This is a genomic window from Bradyrhizobium sp. WSM471 (genome assembly GCF_000244915.1).
Classification (GTDB): Bacteria; Pseudomonadota; Alphaproteobacteria; order Rhizobiales; family Xanthobacteraceae; genus Bradyrhizobium.
Map to the genome: position 1 here is coordinate 2,049,876 of NZ_CM001442.1, position 13,852 is coordinate 2,063,727.

The 13,852-nt window shown below is 65.3% G+C and carries 14 protein-coding genes and 1 pseudogene; 8 read left to right on the forward strand and 7 right to left on the reverse strand.

Annotated features, from left to right (window positions below):
* The first annotated feature begins 114 nt into the window (after positions 1-114).
* From BRA471DRAFT_RS08980 to BRA471DRAFT_RS08990, 3 genes are read left to right on the forward strand one after another with little or no spacing between them, the layout of a single operon-like run.
* Positions 115-816: a TetR/AcrR family transcriptional regulator gene (locus BRA471DRAFT_RS08980; RefSeq protein WP_007606403.1), complete on the forward strand. Its 702-nt coding sequence runs from the start codon at positions 115-117 to the stop codon at positions 814-816.
* Entirely contained in the window at positions 794-1,345 is a 552-nt protein-coding gene (locus tag BRA471DRAFT_RS08985; RefSeq protein WP_007606405.1) for a carboxymuconolactone decarboxylase family protein, read from the forward strand. Before BRA471DRAFT_RS08980 ends, BRA471DRAFT_RS08985 begins: the two co-directional genes overlap by 23 nt.
* A 9-nt stretch (positions 1,346-1,354) precedes the next feature.
* A complete protein-coding gene (locus tag BRA471DRAFT_RS08990; protein ID WP_007606406.1) occupies positions 1,355-2,203 on the forward strand; it encodes an SDR family NAD(P)-dependent oxidoreductase in 849 nt (282 codons plus the stop codon).
* A 15-nt stretch (positions 2,204-2,218) separates the two neighbouring features.
* On the opposite strand, the gene BRA471DRAFT_RS08995 is transcribed toward BRA471DRAFT_RS08990, so the two are convergent.
* The 4 genes from BRA471DRAFT_RS08995 to BRA471DRAFT_RS09010 are packed head-to-tail and all read right to left on the reverse strand — an operon-like array spanning position 2,219 to position 4,763.
* A complete protein-coding gene (locus BRA471DRAFT_RS08995; protein ID WP_007606408.1) occupies positions 2,219-2,728 on the reverse strand; it encodes a DoxX family protein in 510 nt (169 codons plus the stop codon).
* The gene (locus BRA471DRAFT_RS09000; RefSeq protein ID WP_007606409.1) at positions 2,728-3,507 is read right to left on the reverse strand and encodes a DNA-binding domain-containing protein; all 780 of its coding nucleotides are present in this window, start codon (positions 3,505-3,507) and stop codon (positions 2,728-2,730) included. Before BRA471DRAFT_RS09000 ends, BRA471DRAFT_RS08995 begins: the two co-directional genes overlap by 1 nt.
* Positions 3,497-4,411 (reverse strand): DUF692 domain-containing protein, encoded by a 915-nt coding sequence (locus BRA471DRAFT_RS09005; RefSeq protein ID WP_007606411.1) that lies wholly within the window; start codon positions 4,409-4,411, stop codon positions 3,497-3,499. Before BRA471DRAFT_RS09005 ends, BRA471DRAFT_RS09000 begins: the two co-directional genes overlap by 11 nt.
* Positions 4,412-4,457: 46 nt before the next feature.
* The gene (locus tag BRA471DRAFT_RS09010; RefSeq protein ID WP_007600627.1) at positions 4,458-4,763 is read right to left on the reverse strand and encodes a DUF2282 domain-containing protein; all 306 of its coding nucleotides are present in this window, start codon (positions 4,761-4,763) and stop codon (positions 4,458-4,460) included.
* A 315-nt stretch (positions 4,764-5,078) separates the two neighbouring features.
* On the opposite strand from BRA471DRAFT_RS09010, the gene BRA471DRAFT_RS09015 reads away from it, so the two are divergent.
* The 4 genes and pseudogenes from BRA471DRAFT_RS09015 to BRA471DRAFT_RS09030 all read left to right on the forward strand — a co-directional run bounded on the left by BRA471DRAFT_RS09015 (position 5,079) and on the right by BRA471DRAFT_RS09030 (position 10,121).
* Positions 5,079-7,172 carry an adenylate/guanylate cyclase domain-containing protein gene (locus BRA471DRAFT_RS09015; RefSeq protein WP_007606413.1) on the forward strand — a complete coding sequence of 698 codons (2,094 nt, stop codon included), beginning with the start codon at positions 5,079-5,081 and terminating at the stop codon, positions 7,170-7,172.
* Between the two features lie 103 nt (positions 7,173-7,275).
* Positions 7,276-7,860, forward strand: a complete 585-nt coding sequence (locus BRA471DRAFT_RS09020; protein WP_007606415.1) for a HutD family protein — start codon at positions 7,276-7,278, stop codon at positions 7,858-7,860.
* 143 nt (positions 7,861-8,003) lie between these two features.
* Positions 8,004-9,188, forward strand: coding sequence for an adenylate/guanylate cyclase domain-containing protein (locus tag BRA471DRAFT_RS09025; RefSeq protein ID WP_007606418.1), 1,185 nt, complete (start codon positions 8,004-8,006; stop codon positions 9,186-9,188).
* Positions 9,189-9,322: 134 nt separating this feature from the next.
* Positions 9,323-10,121, forward strand: a pseudogene (locus BRA471DRAFT_RS09030) (adenylate/guanylate cyclase domain-containing protein).
* Between the two features lie 15 nt (positions 10,122-10,136).
* On the opposite strand, the gene BRA471DRAFT_RS09035 reads toward BRA471DRAFT_RS09030, so the two are convergent.
* The 3 genes from BRA471DRAFT_RS09035 to BRA471DRAFT_RS09045 all read right to left on the reverse strand — a co-directional run bounded on the left by BRA471DRAFT_RS09035 (position 10,137) and on the right by BRA471DRAFT_RS09045 (position 13,180).
* Complete coding sequence (locus tag BRA471DRAFT_RS09035; RefSeq protein ID WP_231171065.1) at positions 10,137-10,967, reverse strand: enoyl-CoA hydratase-related protein; 831 nt, start codon at positions 10,965-10,967, stop codon at positions 10,137-10,139.
* Positions 10,968-11,273: 306 nt separating this feature from the next.
* A complete protein-coding gene (locus BRA471DRAFT_RS09040) occupies positions 11,274-12,275 on the reverse strand; it encodes an NADP-dependent oxidoreductase (RefSeq protein ID WP_007606422.1) in 1,002 nt (333 codons plus the stop codon).
* Positions 12,276-12,322: 47 nt separating this feature from the next.
* Positions 12,323-13,180, reverse strand: coding sequence for an oxidoreductase (locus BRA471DRAFT_RS09045; RefSeq protein ID WP_007606425.1), 858 nt, complete (start codon positions 13,178-13,180; stop codon positions 12,323-12,325).
* Between the two features lie 115 nt (positions 13,181-13,295).
* Between BRA471DRAFT_RS09045 and BRA471DRAFT_RS09050 the strand changes: the two genes are divergently transcribed.
* A complete protein-coding gene (locus tag BRA471DRAFT_RS09050; RefSeq protein WP_007606427.1) occupies positions 13,296-13,847 on the forward strand; it encodes a TetR/AcrR family transcriptional regulator in 552 nt (183 codons plus the stop codon).
* Positions 13,848-13,852: the final 5 nt, after the last annotated feature.

Genomic DNA, 13,852 nt, shown 5'->3' on the forward strand with positions numbered 1-13,852 from the left:
CCAGTCTCCCCAGATTGCTCTCCGCTTCTTTTGAGAGCGGAGTTGAAGCGCAAGACCGAACGAGCGATCGTGCCGACGGTTGACTAGCGAACGATCGTTCGTTAGTCAAGCCGCATGGCTGTCCACACCACCAGCGGGGCGGAAGCGGCTGCGCCCACGACCCGCGAGCGCATCCTCGCCGAGGCGCTCGATCTGTTCGCGCAGAGCGGCTATGGCGGCGCCTCGATGCGCGAGCTCGCGCGTCGCGTCGGCATCCGCGAGAGCAGCCTCTACAATCACTTCGCCGGCAAGGCCGCGATCCTCGAGGCGATCGTCAGCGAGCACGGACCGGCCAGCTCGGCGAGCCGGCTGGAAGAGCCGCGCTACAGGCAGCTCGCGCGCCAGCCTGCCGCGTTCTGCCGGCAGTTTGCATTGGATCTCGTCGAGCAATGGTCAGATCCGCGTGAGCACCAGTTCCAGAAAGTCATCACCGCCGAGCGCAACCGCGTGCCCGGCATTCGCGCCAAATTCGCCGATCATTTCTATGCGCGCGAGCAGAGCATGATGACGGATTATTTCCGCGGTTTTGCGCTCGCCGGCCTGGTCTCGACGCCGGATCCGCGCGAGACCGCGCGGCTGTTCGCGGCCGGGCTGATCTACATCCGTCTCGAGCATTACGTGATGGGCGCGGCACCGTCGCCGCGGCCGAAGGTGATCGAGGCGATCGACCGCTATCTCGCCTTCTTCCTGTCGCTGATCGCAGCGGATGGCGGGACGCAGGACAACAAGAAACGAAAAGCCAAGGGAGAGAATCGTGGCAAGGCTGCCCCTGATTGATCCGGAGACGACCAGCGGCGACATCCGCGCCTCGTTCGACCGCATGCCGGTCAAGCTGAATATTTTCCGCATGATGGCGCATGCCGAGGCCAACATGATTCCGGCGATGCGGCTCGGCAATTCGATTCTGCACAAGCAGAAGCTCAGTGCGGTCAATCGCGAGCTCCTGATCCTCCAGGCCGCCCAGCTCGAAGGCGGCGCTTATGAGTGGCGCCAGCACGTGCCGATCGCGCTCGGCGTAGGCTGCACGCAAGCACAGATCGATGCGGTCGAGCGCGCCGACTACGATGCCGCCGGCCTGAGCGAGGCCGAGCGCGCGCTGCTGAAATTCGGCCGCGAAGTGGTCGAGAACGTTCGCGTTCCCGAGGCGATCTTCGCCGCCATGCGCGAGCATCTCAGCGACCAGGAGATCGTCGAATCCATCGTCGCGCTCGGCTTCTACATGATGATGGCGCGTGTCACCGAAGCAACCGAGACCGATCTCGACCCGGCAGCCGGCATGAAGGTCTATGACGGCGGCAAGAAATAGGGGGCGCGCATGTCCGAAAATCCCGAGACCAGGCCGGACCGCTATGTCCGCCCCCCGAGTGCGGAATCGCTGGGCGAAGCGCCGGGCAGGGGACGCCTCCAGGGCCGCCGGATCCTGATCGTCGGCGGTGGCCAGCGCGTGTTCGACGCCGCCACCGATCCGATCGGCAACGGCCGCGCCATGAGCATTCTCTGCGCCCGCGAGGGCGCCAAGGTTGCGGTCGCCGATCTCAACCACACCTCCGCGCAGCAGACCGTCAAGCACATCACCGACGAAGGCGGCGAGGGCTTTGCCATCACGGCCGATGTCACCTCTGAATCCGACGTCCAGCGCATGATCGAGGAAGCACATCGCGCCATGGGCGGGCTCGACGGCATGGTCCTCAACATCGGCACCTTCGGCAAAGTCGGGCTCGATGCCGTCAGCCCCGAGGAGTGGAATGCGATCTACGACGTCAACGTTCGCGGCCCGATGCTGTGCTGCCGCGCAGGCCTGCCGAAATTCGACAACGGCGGCGCCATCGTCTTCATCTCCTCCATCGCCGCGCTGAAGGCCGGCTCGCAGATGGCGGTGTATGATTCCTCGAAAGCCGCGCTCGGCGGCCTCATGCGCAACATCGCCCATCTCGGATCGCGCCGCGGCATCCGCGCCAATCTGGTCTATCCCGGCCTCGTCGACACGCCGAACGGCCGCGAGGCTGGCGCCGGCCGCGCCTCACGCGGCAAGGGCCAAATCCCGTTCGGTCGCCAGGCCACCGCCTGGGAGATCGCCTATGCCGTGCTGTTCTTCCTCTCGGACGAGAGCGTCTACGTCACCGCGCAGACGCTCGCGGTCGATAGCGGGCTGAGCGGGATGTGAGAGGGCGCCTCGCGCCTATGGCCGGGGGGCGCGCGCTTGGCAGATCAGGTGGTCCAGCGAGACGCGTCCCGGCCCGTAGGCCATGATGGCGAGCGCCATCGCCGCCCAGGTGATGTGGATCGGCCAGCCGTCAGGCACGGTCAGCTCGACGATGGCGGTCATGAACAGCAGTCCGAGCGCCGCAAACCGCGTGCCGAAGCCGAGCAGGAGAAGGATCGGAAACATGATCTCTCCGCATCCGGAGAGGAACGCCATCACGGTCGGCGCCGGATAGTGATAGGGCCCGCCCGGCAGATGCAGCATGAACTCGTCGCTGAACAACGTCACCGCGGTGTCGTTGAGCCTGAGGAAGCCTGCCCATTTGAGCATGCCGGAACGCCAGAACGGCACCGCCAGCGCGACGCGGAGCACGAGCTGAACGACCGACGGCGAGGCGATGGTCTGCACCAGATGATTGGCCTTGTCGACAAGGAGCCCGAGCAAGGGGAGGCCGCCGCCCGCCTGCATGCGTTGGTCCGTGATCATCAGACGTCTCCAAAAGCGATTGAGGTGAAGGCGCCCGCCTCGATCAGGCCGGTGATGTTCGAAGCGATGTCGAAGTCGGCCGCCGCGTCCAGCGCGCGTGCAGCGGCCTCGCCGAGCGGCCGACCCGACATCAGGCTGCTCGCGAATGCGGCTCCGCCGGGCGGCAGATGCCGGACCACGACATCGAATTCGGCGCGCGTGACCAACGCGTCCTCCGGTGTCGCAGCGTCGATGCGCCCGACCGGCGACGTGTCGCGATTGGCTGCGAATATCGTCACCGCCGCGAATTGCGACCGCACGATTCCCGCTGCCGGGTGCGGCACGAGAACGAGATCGCCCAGCCGCTCCGGCGCAACCGCTGCAAGCTGCGCCGGCGACAGCGGTGCCGCGTCCGCGGCGTGATAGGCATCGAGCCAGGCCCGCTCGATGCGTGCGACATCTGCGAGCCATGGCATCATCTGCGCATGTTCATATTGCGCGATGAAGGCCGGGAAGTCGCGGCCATACTCGAACAGCAGCGGTGAGATCGGTGGCGTCTGGCGAACATGGAAGCGCGCCATGGCGCGGAAGAAGTCGATGCCGGTGATGTGCTGCACCGCCGGATAGATCGCGGCGAGCGCGTCGATCAGGCTGACCGTGACGTTATTGCGGTAGACGTCGTAGCGCTTGCCGGGTGCCTTGCCGTTCGGGCCGGTCACGATCTCAGGCGCGGGACGCACCGGGTCCAGCAGCGCCGGTGCAAAGGCTGCGGCAAAGCCAAGGTCAGGCTCAGGCGGCATGACGATCTCCCGTCAACCCGGCCGGGCGGCAACGATCGAGGATCGCCTGCGCAGCGGCCGCTTCCGCCCGCAGGACCGGCCAATCCGGGATCTTGCTGTCCCACTCGATCAGCGTCGGCACGCCGCCGCGGCGCTGGACCACGATCTCGTACAGCTTCCACACGGCGTCCGCGACCGGGCCGTCATGGCTGTCGATCAGCAGCAGATCGCCTTCGTCGTCGGCCTGCTCGGCATGGCCGGCGAGATGGATCTCCCCGACGCGCGCCAGCGGAAAGTCCGCGAGGTAGTCGAGTGCTGAGAATCCGTGATTGGTCGCGGATACGAATACATTGTTGATATCGAGCAGCAGCCCGCAACCGGTCCGTTCGGCAACGGCGCGGATGAAATCCGTCTCACTCATCGACGATTCGCGGAAGGCGACATAGGTCGACGGGTTTTCCAGCAGCAGCGGGCGGCGGATCGCGTCCTGCACCTGGTCGATGTGATCGCAGACGTTTCGGAGCGTGGCTGCGGTGTAAGGCAGCGGCAACAGATCGTTGAAGAAGCTGGTCTCATGCGTCGACCAGGCGAGATGCTCGGATACCAGCGCGGGCTGGTAACGCGCCACCAGTCCACGAAAGCGGGCCAGATGCGCCTTGTCGAGCGGCTGCGGTCCGCCGATCGACATGCACACGCCGTGCAGCGACAGCGGATGGTCGCGGCGGATCGCTTCCAGCGCGCGATGCGGCGGTCCGCCTGCGCCCATGTAGTTCTCGGCGTGGACCTCGAAGAAGCCGCGTTGCCGTTTCGCGCCCAGGATCGCCTGAAGGTGTTCCGGCTTGAAGCTGGTCCCGGCGACGCCGCTGATGGGGGCGGAATAGCGGAGGGGCACCGCAGACATGTCAGGCGCGATGGCCGTCGTCATGGTTTCTCTCCGCTCTTCCCTGTTGTCGCGGTCGCGAGGCCGCGCGTCAGACCGGCTTGAGCGAGCCCTTCTTGCCGCCCGGCAGCTCGATGCTGGTGCAGGTGCCGCCCTGGACGAATTTCCAGGCATTGCCCTGGAAGTCGGCGGTCGAGGTGCCCTGGCAGGTCGTGCCCGGTCCGGCCGCGCAATCGTTCTGGCCCTTCAGTGCGACGCCGAAGCATTTTTCCTTCTTGGCCGCGACGGCCGCATCGCCCTCGGCCTTGGTCAGCGGAGCAGCAGTGGCCAGGGTCGCGAGTGCGGTCGACATGGCGCCGGCGAGAACAAGCGTGGTCACGGCAAGTTTGGCAGACATCGAATTCTCCTTTCGAGATGGCATCGCTTGGCAAGCGAAGAGCGCATTGTCCGGTTCGTCTCGCACTCGGCTCGCGTTACTGATCGAGCAGGTCACGAGTTCGTGAGGCCGTCAGATCGGCGCACGGCTGTGCGCTTGGATCAGATTGGCGGGTGACGGGTCGGTCAATCCAATGCCTAGTCTCTATCGAGACCTTAGCCGGAGAGCATTGGCGGCGGCACGCGGTGCCTGCCAGAGGTAACGAATGCACGCGTTCCGCGTAGAGCGGTAACAGGAGGTGGCCAGTCGCCGCTTTGCCGGAGAACGGAAACAGCGATGAATGTTAATCCCGGACGGCACCTGCGCGAGATCGCGAAGCTGACGGTCAGCATTCGGCTCGCCGTCTCGGCGCTGGTCCTGACCGCGATCCTTTTGACCGCGGCTCTCTCCAGCCTCCTGTGGTGGCGCACGGCGGAGGCGGCGAGCCGGCAGCTCGCATCGACCATCAACGAGCAGATCGTGGCCGCCGTCCGCAAGGAGGTTGCCGCGATCGTGGACGAGGCGCGTGCCGCCCACACCGCGATCCGCACCCTGTTCCTGCAGAACGTGCTCGACACCCGCGACGCCGACAAGCGCGAATTCGTGTTCCTGTCGCAACTGCAATCGCAGGCGACGATCTCCTGGGTCGCCTTCGGCTGGCCTGACGGGTCCTTCTTCGCCGCGCACAAGCTCGGCGACCGCCGCCTGGAGATGATGGAGATATCGCTGACCGATCATGCCGGCCAGCGCCGCATCGACGAGTACGATGTGGTTCCCGGCGACATCGAATTCGCCAATCGCCGTTTCGAGCCGACCGATTTTCGCGTCGCGGATCGCGCCTGGTTCAAGACCGGGCTGGCGGCCGGGGAGCCGGAGTGGTTCAAGGTCATGGACCATCCGACCGGCGAGCGGCCGTCGATTGCCTTTGCCGGTCCGATCGACGTCTACCAGGAGCGGCAGGGCGTCCTCGCCATCGTCATCGAGTACACCAGGCTCGCGCGCTTCCTGTCGCAGCTCGAGGTCGGGCGCACCGGAACGGCCTTCATCATCGACGGCAGTGGCGAGCTGATCGCGGCGCCCGACAAGGATGCCGACGAGCTGCACGCCGCGAAGGGCGATACGACGCTGCTACCGCTGGCGCGGATGGCACTCGTGAAGGCGGGCGAGGATGGCCGCAAGGAAGCCTGGCGAAACCGGCTGACGTCAGCTGGTGCGGCTTACGAGGTGGCGCTGACGCCGCTGCCGTTTCCCGGCTGGTCGCTCGCGACCGTGATCCCCGAGGCCGAGTTCCTCGGTCCGGTCGAGACGACGTTGCGCCGCCTGATCCTCGGCCTTGCCATCGGCGCCGTACTCGCGGCGCTGGCCTCGGCGATGCTGGCGCGTTCCGTCATCGCCGCGCCGCTGTCGCGCGTCGTCGGCGAGCTGCGTCATGTCGAAGCCTTCGCGCTGGAGCAGGTCCGCCGCCATCCGTCGCGGCTCAAGGAGATCGCGAGCCTGTCGGGCGCGATCGCCGAGATGGCGGCCGGCCTGTCGGCGTTTCGCAAATTCATCCCGGCCGATCTGGTCCGCTCGCTGTTGCGCCAGGGCGTCGAGGCAAGGCCAGGTGGCAGCATGCAGGAGCTCAGCGTGATGTTCGTCGACATCGCCGGCTTCACCGGGCTGTCCGAGCGGCTGGGCGACCGTGTCGTGCCGCTGTTGTCGCGCTATCTTGACCTCGCCTCCGAGGCCGTCGTCGCCAATGGCGGCACCATCGACAAGTTCATCGGCGACGCCGTCATGGCGTTCTGGGGCGCGCCGCAGCCGCAGGCCGACCACGCGCTGCGCTGCTGCCGCGCGGCGCTCGGCTGTTGCAGGGCCATCGCGGCGTCGGGCCTTGCCGACGATCTCGGCCAGCCGCTCCAGATCCGCATCGGCATCAATTCCGGTCGCATGCTGGTCGGTAACATCGGCTCGGAATTGCGCCTGAATTATACCGTGATCGGCGATGCCGTGAACGTCGCGAGCCGCCTCGAGGGCGCCAACAAATCCTACGGCACGCAAATCCTCATTGGCGAAGCGACCGAACGTCTCGCACGTAGCGCCATCATCACGCGCGAGATCGACAGCATCGCCGTGTATGGACGCGAGGAGGGGTTTGCGGTCTACGAGTTGGTCGGACTCGTCGGGGAGGGCGGCGGCGACGAGACGCTCGATTGGATCGTCCGCTATGAACAGGGCCTCGCGAACTATCGCGCGCGCCGGTTTGCGGCTGCACTTGCTGATTTTGAAGCCGTGCTGAACATGCGCGGCCCGGATCGTCCGGCTGAACTGATGCGCGATCGCTGCGGGCAGTTGGTTGAGAGCGCGCCTGATGTTGCGTGGCGCCCGGTCGCGGCACTGACGACGAAGTAGTTGCGAAAGATTGGCGTGCTGACGGACGAGAGCTGGCGACGATCCCGTCTGCATGATACGCAACTGGCACCCGCCCTCTTGCGCTCCCGGACTACCTCGAGACATGAAAATCACACTGCTGAAATCCGAAGACTACGCCCGCTCGCCCTGGAAGAACGGCGGCGGCATCTTCACCGATATTGCGGACGCCCATCGCGCTGGTTCCTCAGCGAAGGATTGGGACAGCCTGCTGTGGCGCTTCGCGGCTACGCCGATCGTGGCGCCCGGGCCGTTTTCCCATATGCCCGGCATCGACCGTTTGCAGATGGTGGTCGGCGGGCGCGGACTGGTGCTGAAGTCGCCCACCCAGGAGTTCGACGAGCGCGAGCCGTTCACCACGGTGCGCTTCACCGGCGAGCTCGAGATCGTGACCAGGCTCGAGGAAGGGCCAGTCGAAGTTGTGAATTTGATGGGCCGGCGCGGTGCGGTCGCGCTTGAGCTCGAAGCGCTCAGGGAGCCCGGTGAGCGGCGATTGTCCGCCGGCACGCATCTCATCTATGCGGCGCGCGGCGACTGCGGCATCCGTCTCGACGGCACGGATTTTTCGATTTCGCACGAAAACACCTCGAAAGTCGAACTGACCGGGGTGTCGACGCTTGCGCTCGTCTCGGGACTGGCCGTGCTGGGCTCTATCCAGGTCGTCGGCTGAACAGCGTTCCCGCCCATCAGAGCACTGCGTACAATCCGTGCAACTGGCTAGGTTGACGCCGTCGCGCCGGAGCACGATATCTGCCCTGATGCAGACCGCCGCCCAAAGCACGATGTGGGTGGCCACGATATGAACGGGCAGATATGACCGCGCCAGACAAGAAATCCGCCACGCTGTCCGACGGAGTCGTCGATTGGCTGATCAACGGAACGCGCGACGAGCGCTTCATCGACAATATCTTTGCGGAGATGTGCATCCGGCTTCAGCAGGCCGGCATTCCGCTGGCGCGGTCGACGCTTCACGTGCTGATCCAGCACCCGCAATGGCTGGGCGCCCGTTTCATGTGGTCCGACGGCATGCGCGAGGCGGAGATTGCACGGGTCGACCATGACGTCCGCGAGCGGTCCGAATTCATCGGCAGTCCCGCCAGCGAAATGTTCGACGGCGCGACCGAGTTGCGCGAAAATCTCGAGCGGGACCCCGCGCTCGGCCGCAAGCACACGCTCTACCGCGAGATGCGCGCGCAGGGCCTCACCGACTATGTGGCCTGGCCGCTCTATCACACGCTCGGCAAGCGCCATCTCGTCACCTTCGCGACCAACCGGCCCGGCGGGTTCGACGACGCTCACGTCGCCGCCCTCAAGAACCTATTGCCGGTGCTGGCGCTGGTCAGCGAGATCCGTGTCAAGAATCGACTGGCGCGGACGCTGCTCGAGACCTATGTCGGCTCCCATGCCGGCGAGCTCATCCTCGCCGGCGCCACACGGCGCGGCACCGGCACGACGGTGCGCGCCGCGATCATGATCTGCGATCTGCGCGACTTCACCAGGATTTCCGACAATTGGCCGCGCGACGACGTCATCGATCTGCTCAACGATTATTTCGACGCGATGTCGGAGCCGATCGCGCGGCATGGCGGCGAGATCCTGAAATTCATCGGTGACGGCCTGCTCGCGATCTTCCCGCTGAGCGAGCCCGAGGCCTGCCCAAACCTGCTGCATGCCGTGACCGAAGCCCGTCAGGCCATGACCGCGTTGAACGCGCGCAACAACGGCACCGGCCGCGCGCCGCTGAACTACGGCATCGGCGTCCATGTCGGCGACGTCATGTACGGCAATATCGGATCGTCCACCCGGCTCGACTTCACCGTGATCGGTCCCGCCGTGAACATGGCCTCGCGGCTCGAAGCTCTGACCAAGCAATTGGGAAAGAAAGTGTTGCTGTCACGCGACTTTGCCGAGCTGGTCGAGCGAGAGTTCGAGCTGGAGCATGTCGGAAAATATGAAGTGCGCGGCTTCAGTGATCCGATCGAGCTCTTTGCGTTTTGAAGATGACGGACGCCCCCGGGGCTACGCAGCGGGCGAGCTTCGAGTCCTGTTGCCAACGCAGGATTGTGTGACTACGCTCGGGCGAAGCCGCCCAAGCGTTTCATCCAAGCGTGTCATCGATCGGCCGCACGTTCATGCCAAAATTCCTCCGCATCGGACTCCATCAGTCGAACGTATCGGGTTACACGTCGAAGGCGTGGTGCGTCCGGCGCGTCGGCACGGCGATCCTCCTGAAATGGGGCGCCGTGGAGGTCCAGGGTGCCGGTGACGGACGAAAGGTCTACTGGACCCGTCTGCCGCAGCAGAAGACAATTCGCTGCGGCAGCGCGCAGCGGGCCCAGGATTACGCCAAGGCCGCGATCGCGCGGCGCCGCAACCATCGCTATGAACCGCTCGTCGGCGCGATCGTGCTCCGGCGCCGACGGGGCCGCGAGCAGCACCGAGCTCAAGCGAGCGCTCGCCACGATCCTGATCGTCGATATCGTCGGCTCCACCGCAAAAGCCGCAAAGCTCGGCGATGCCCGCTGGACCAAGATCATGGGTCATTATTACGCGGCGGTCCGCAAGGAGCTGAAAAGCTCGCGCGGCAAGGAAGTCACGACCACGGGCGACGGCGTGCTGGCGACGTTCAAGACGCCGGCTGCCGGAATCAATTGCGCGACCGCGATTCAGAAGGCCGTGCGTACGCTCGGTCTCGAGATCAGGGTCGGCCTGCATGCCGGCGAATACACCGTGAGCGGCACCGAGGCGGTCGGCCTCGCCTTCCACATCGGCACCCGCGTCGCCGCAAAGGCGCGCGCCGGTGAAGTCTTGGTCTCCGGCGCGGTGAAGGAGCTGATGACGACGCAGTCCGAGATCCGCTTCAGGGATCACGGCCTGCATCAGCTCAAGGGCGTCCCGGAAAAATGGAGGCTCTATAGAGTGGAGGGGTGAGAGTGGGTGAAGCTCTCACCGTCCTTCGTAAACGGGTGGACGCTTCTGCGCCTCGGCATCCCGCCCTTCCTGGAAATCCCTCGTCGTGAGCAGCGCGCGATATTGGTCGCCAAGCTTGGCAAGCGCGGTCTCGGGGTCTTCGAGCGCAAGGCGCGAGGACGCCATGGAGGTCTTGATGCCGAGGGGAGCGCATGCGGCGATCTTCTCGGCGATCTCGACAGCCTTCGCGAGGGCGGAGTCGCGGTTTGCTGCCACCTCCTGAACCGTTCCGATCCGGAGCGCTTCGTTCGCATCCCAATGATCGCCCGTGAGAATGAACCGCATGGCATTTCCCCAGCCGGCTTCTCGGGGGAAGCGGACGGTTGAACCGCCTCCGGGAAAGCGGCCGTGTGTGTTCTCGTCCTGGCCGAAATCCGTGTCTTCCGATGCGATGCGGACGTCCGCAACGAGGAAGATCTCGTGGGCCATATTCCAGGTGTCGCCATGCACCGCGACAATCAGCGGCTTGGTGAGCGCCGGCTTGGTTCGCCCGAGCGGGTCGATGAAGCCGGGTCCTTCCATCATCGTCCGTCCCGATTGGGCGAATGCCTTGTAGGCGTCGACATCGACACCTCTGGAGAAGCGTTCGCCGTAGCCGAACAGAACCGCCGCACGCAGCGAGGGATCCCGATCGTACTGGTAGTAGGCTCTCGCCAGGTTTTCCGTCGCCTCCGGATCCAGCCGATTGTCGATGCCGGGCCTGTTGATGCCGATCAGCACGATGTGGCCTTTGCGCTCGATGGTGATCTTGGTCCGCTCACTGTACGGAATGTCCGCCATCGGCGCGGACTCGTCAGGTTGTGACATCTGGATTCCATCTTCCCATGCTTGGGCCTGCAACGCGACTGGTCTCGAAACAGCGGTCATGACCGATGCCGATGATGTCGCTCCGGCGCGGGCCGGTCGATGCGATCACCTGAATGATGAGAGCGCTGCAACGATGATGTGGTACCGTGCGGGGAATTGCATCAGGGCCGACACGCGCGATCGTGCGTATCCGAAAACGCGTCTACGTTTTCGAAATGACGATGAATGAGGGTGTGGGCTCAAGAGCGTGCCGGAGCTATGGCGGGTTTGGGACTGAGGCGATGCGCGCGGGGCGCATCCGCGCCCTCATCTCATCTGGACGACGATTTTCCCCTTGGCTCGTCCCTTTTCGAGATAGGCCAGCGCCTCTTTCGCCTGTTCGAACGGAAAGACCTTGTCGATCACCGGCCGGATGCGCTCCGCCTTGAGGAGTTCGCCGATCTCGGCGAGTTGCCTGCCGTCCGGGTGCACGAACACGAACGAATAGTCCGCGCCCATTTTGCCGGCGTGGCGAATGATCTTGCGGCTCAGCAATCCGAACAGCAGCACCATGAAGACATTCATTCCCCGGGCGCGCGCGAACGCGGCGTCCGGCGGCCCGACCAGCGAAGCAATCCTGCTCCCCCGCTTCAGGATACGAAGCGATGTCTCGAGCGCGTCGCCCCTGAGCGTACCCAGCACCGCGTCGTAATCCCGCAGCACCGCCTCGAATTGCTGGGTTTTGTAGTCGATCACCTCGTCAGCCCCGAGGCTGCGCACCAGATCGATGTTTCCAGTGCTGGTCGTCGTCCCGACTTTGGCGCCCAGATATTTCGCGAGTTGGATCGCGAATGTGCCGATGCCGCCGGCGCCCGCGGGGATGAACACCTTCTGGCCGGGCTTGAGACGTATGTGCTCCCTAAGAGCTTGCCATGATGTCAGGCCGACCATCGGGATCGAGGCCGCGTGCACGAAGTCCAGATTCGGCGGCTTGAGCGCGGCGGCATCCTCCGGCACGGTCGCGAATTCGGCGAGAGCGCCGGTGCCGTGGTCGAAGATGCTGGCGAAGACGGCGTCGCCCGGCTTGAAGCGGGTCACGCGGCTTCCGACCTCGACGACAATGCCCGCGAGATCGCTACCCAGCGTGGCCGGCAGCTGAAACTTGAGGATCGGCTTGAACGTTCCTTTCGGAATCATGTTGTCGATCGGGTTCAAGCCCGCGGCGTGAACCTGGACCAGAATTTCGTTCGGTTTGGGCGTCGGCAGCGGGACCTCGGCGAACGCGATCTGGTCCGGCTTGCCGTAACGCTTGAAAATGAGGGCTTTCATTTTTCCTCTCGGTCCGAAGGTTCTTCGCAACAGCAAGCTTGCGGCCGTCAGAAAGCCCGCGCGGTGCGGGCGGGCTGCGGCGCCGCCGTCGCGTCGAGCCGCAAATCCTTTCGGATCCCGGCATCCACCAGGGCTGCGGGCGCAAACCGACGCAGAAACCGCAGGCGCTTTGCAAGGCTGCCGGCCGCGTATTTGAGTTGCGGACGCGCCGCGCTCGCGGCCTTCAGCACGGTGTCGGCCACCACGCCGGGCTGTTCGGCCGTCGCCATCACCTCGTTCACCCGCTTGGTCACGCCGGCGCGCGCCTCGCGATATTCGTCGAACGTGGCGTCGGGCTCCATGAAGTTCGCGTCGAACGGGGTCTTGGTGTAGGCGGGCTCGACCACGGAGACCCGGATGCCCCGCGTGCGCAGTTCATGGTCGAGCGATTCCGAATAGCCCGCCACCGCGTGCTTGGTCGCGGCATAGAGCGCGCCGTAAGGCATCGGCAGAAACCCGAGCACCGAGCCGATATTGATGATGCGGCCGCTTCCATTGCGCCGCATGTGCGGCACCACGGCGCGCGTCATCCGGATCAGTCCGAAGAAGTTCGTCTCGAAAATCGCGCGCGCCTGCTCCATCGAGCTCTCTTCCGCGCCGGCAGGGGCAACGCCGAAGCCGGCATTGTTCACCAGCAGATCGATGCGGCCCTCGCGCCGGATCACCTCGCCGACGGCGGCTTCCACCGATGCATCGCTGGTGACGTCGAGAGCCAGCATCTCGAACGCCTGCTTGCGCCCCTGCGCGCCCCGCCTGCTGGTGCCGAACACCTTGTAGCCGGCGTTGGCGAGCCGCTCCGCCGTGGCCTGGCCGATGCCTGAGGAGGCGCCGGTCACCAGCGCGATCTTCGGTGTAATCCTGTTCATAATGCCTCTCCGGCGCCACTAAAGGGCGTGAAATCGTTTGATTACGATCGTAACTATTGATATACATGACGATCGTAATTATAAAAGTCAAGCCCCGTATCCGAGGATTGTCCCCATGCGCGTCTCGAAGGAACAGGCCGCCAAAAATCGCGAGCATATTCTCGAGACCGCCTCCCGCCTGCTGCGGGAGCGCGGCATCGCCGGCGTCGGTGTCGACGCGCTCGCCGAGGCGGCCGGGATGACGCACGGCAGCCTGTACAGTCAGTTCGGCTCCAAGGAGCGGCTGGTCGAGGAAGCCGTGGCCCATGCGATCAAGGCCAAAGGCCAGGAATTGCCCGAGGCGTTCGCGCTCGAGGACTATCTTTCGCAGTATCTCTCGCCGGGGCATCGCGACGATCCCGCCGCCGGCTGCCCCTTCGCTGCGCTCGCCTGTGAGGTTTCGCGTCAAGGCAGCGGCCTGAGGCAGCGCTTCACCGCCGGCGTGCGCGGCACGATCGCGCTGCTGAGCAGCCGGATGGCTTCCACGCTGAAGCCACGCCAGCGCGAGGACAAGGCGCTCGCAGCCGCCGCCTCAATGGTCGGCGCCCTCGTGCTCGCCCGCGCCGTGGACGATCCCAAGCTGTCGGACGATATCCTTCGCGCGACGAGGAATTCACTGGCGGGGTGACATCG

Coding starts and splice junctions, on each gene's coding strand:
- BRA471DRAFT_RS08980 (WP_007606403.1), top strand. CDS start 115: ATGGCTGTCCACACCACCAGCGGGGCGGAAGCGGCTGCGCCCACGACC.
- BRA471DRAFT_RS08990 (WP_007606406.1), top strand. CDS start 1,355: ATGTCCGAAAATCCCGAGACCAGGCCGGACCGCTATGTCCGCCCCCCG.
- BRA471DRAFT_RS08995 (WP_007606408.1), bottom strand. CDS start 2,728: ATGATCACGGACCAACGCATGCAGGCGGGCGGCGGCCTCCCCTTGCTC.
- BRA471DRAFT_RS09000 (WP_007606409.1), bottom strand. CDS start 3,507: ATGCCGCCTGAGCCTGACCTTGGCTTTGCCGCAGCCTTTGCACCGGCG.
- BRA471DRAFT_RS09005 (WP_007606411.1), bottom strand. CDS start 4,411: ATGACGACGGCCATCGCGCCTGACATGTCTGCGGTGCCCCTCCGCTAT.
- BRA471DRAFT_RS09010 (WP_007600627.1), bottom strand. CDS start 4,763: ATGTCTGCCAAACTTGCCGTGACCACGCTTGTTCTCGCCGGCGCCATG.
- BRA471DRAFT_RS09015 (WP_007606413.1), top strand. CDS start 5,079: ATGAATGTTAATCCCGGACGGCACCTGCGCGAGATCGCGAAGCTGACG.
- BRA471DRAFT_RS09020 (WP_007606415.1), top strand. CDS start 7,276: ATGAAAATCACACTGCTGAAATCCGAAGACTACGCCCGCTCGCCCTGG.
- BRA471DRAFT_RS09025 (WP_007606418.1), top strand. CDS start 8,004: ATGACCGCGCCAGACAAGAAATCCGCCACGCTGTCCGACGGAGTCGTC.
- BRA471DRAFT_RS09035 (WP_231171065.1), bottom strand. CDS start 10,967: ATGTCACAACCTGACGAGTCCGCGCCGATGGCGGACATTCCGTACAGT.
- BRA471DRAFT_RS09040 (WP_007606422.1), bottom strand. CDS start 12,275: ATGAAAGCCCTCATTTTCAAGCGTTACGGCAAGCCGGACCAGATCGCG.
- BRA471DRAFT_RS09045 (WP_007606425.1), bottom strand. CDS start 13,180: ATGAACAGGATTACACCGAAGATCGCGCTGGTGACCGGCGCCTCCTCA.
- BRA471DRAFT_RS09050 (WP_007606427.1), top strand. CDS start 13,296: ATGCGCGTCTCGAAGGAACAGGCCGCCAAAAATCGCGAGCATATTCTC.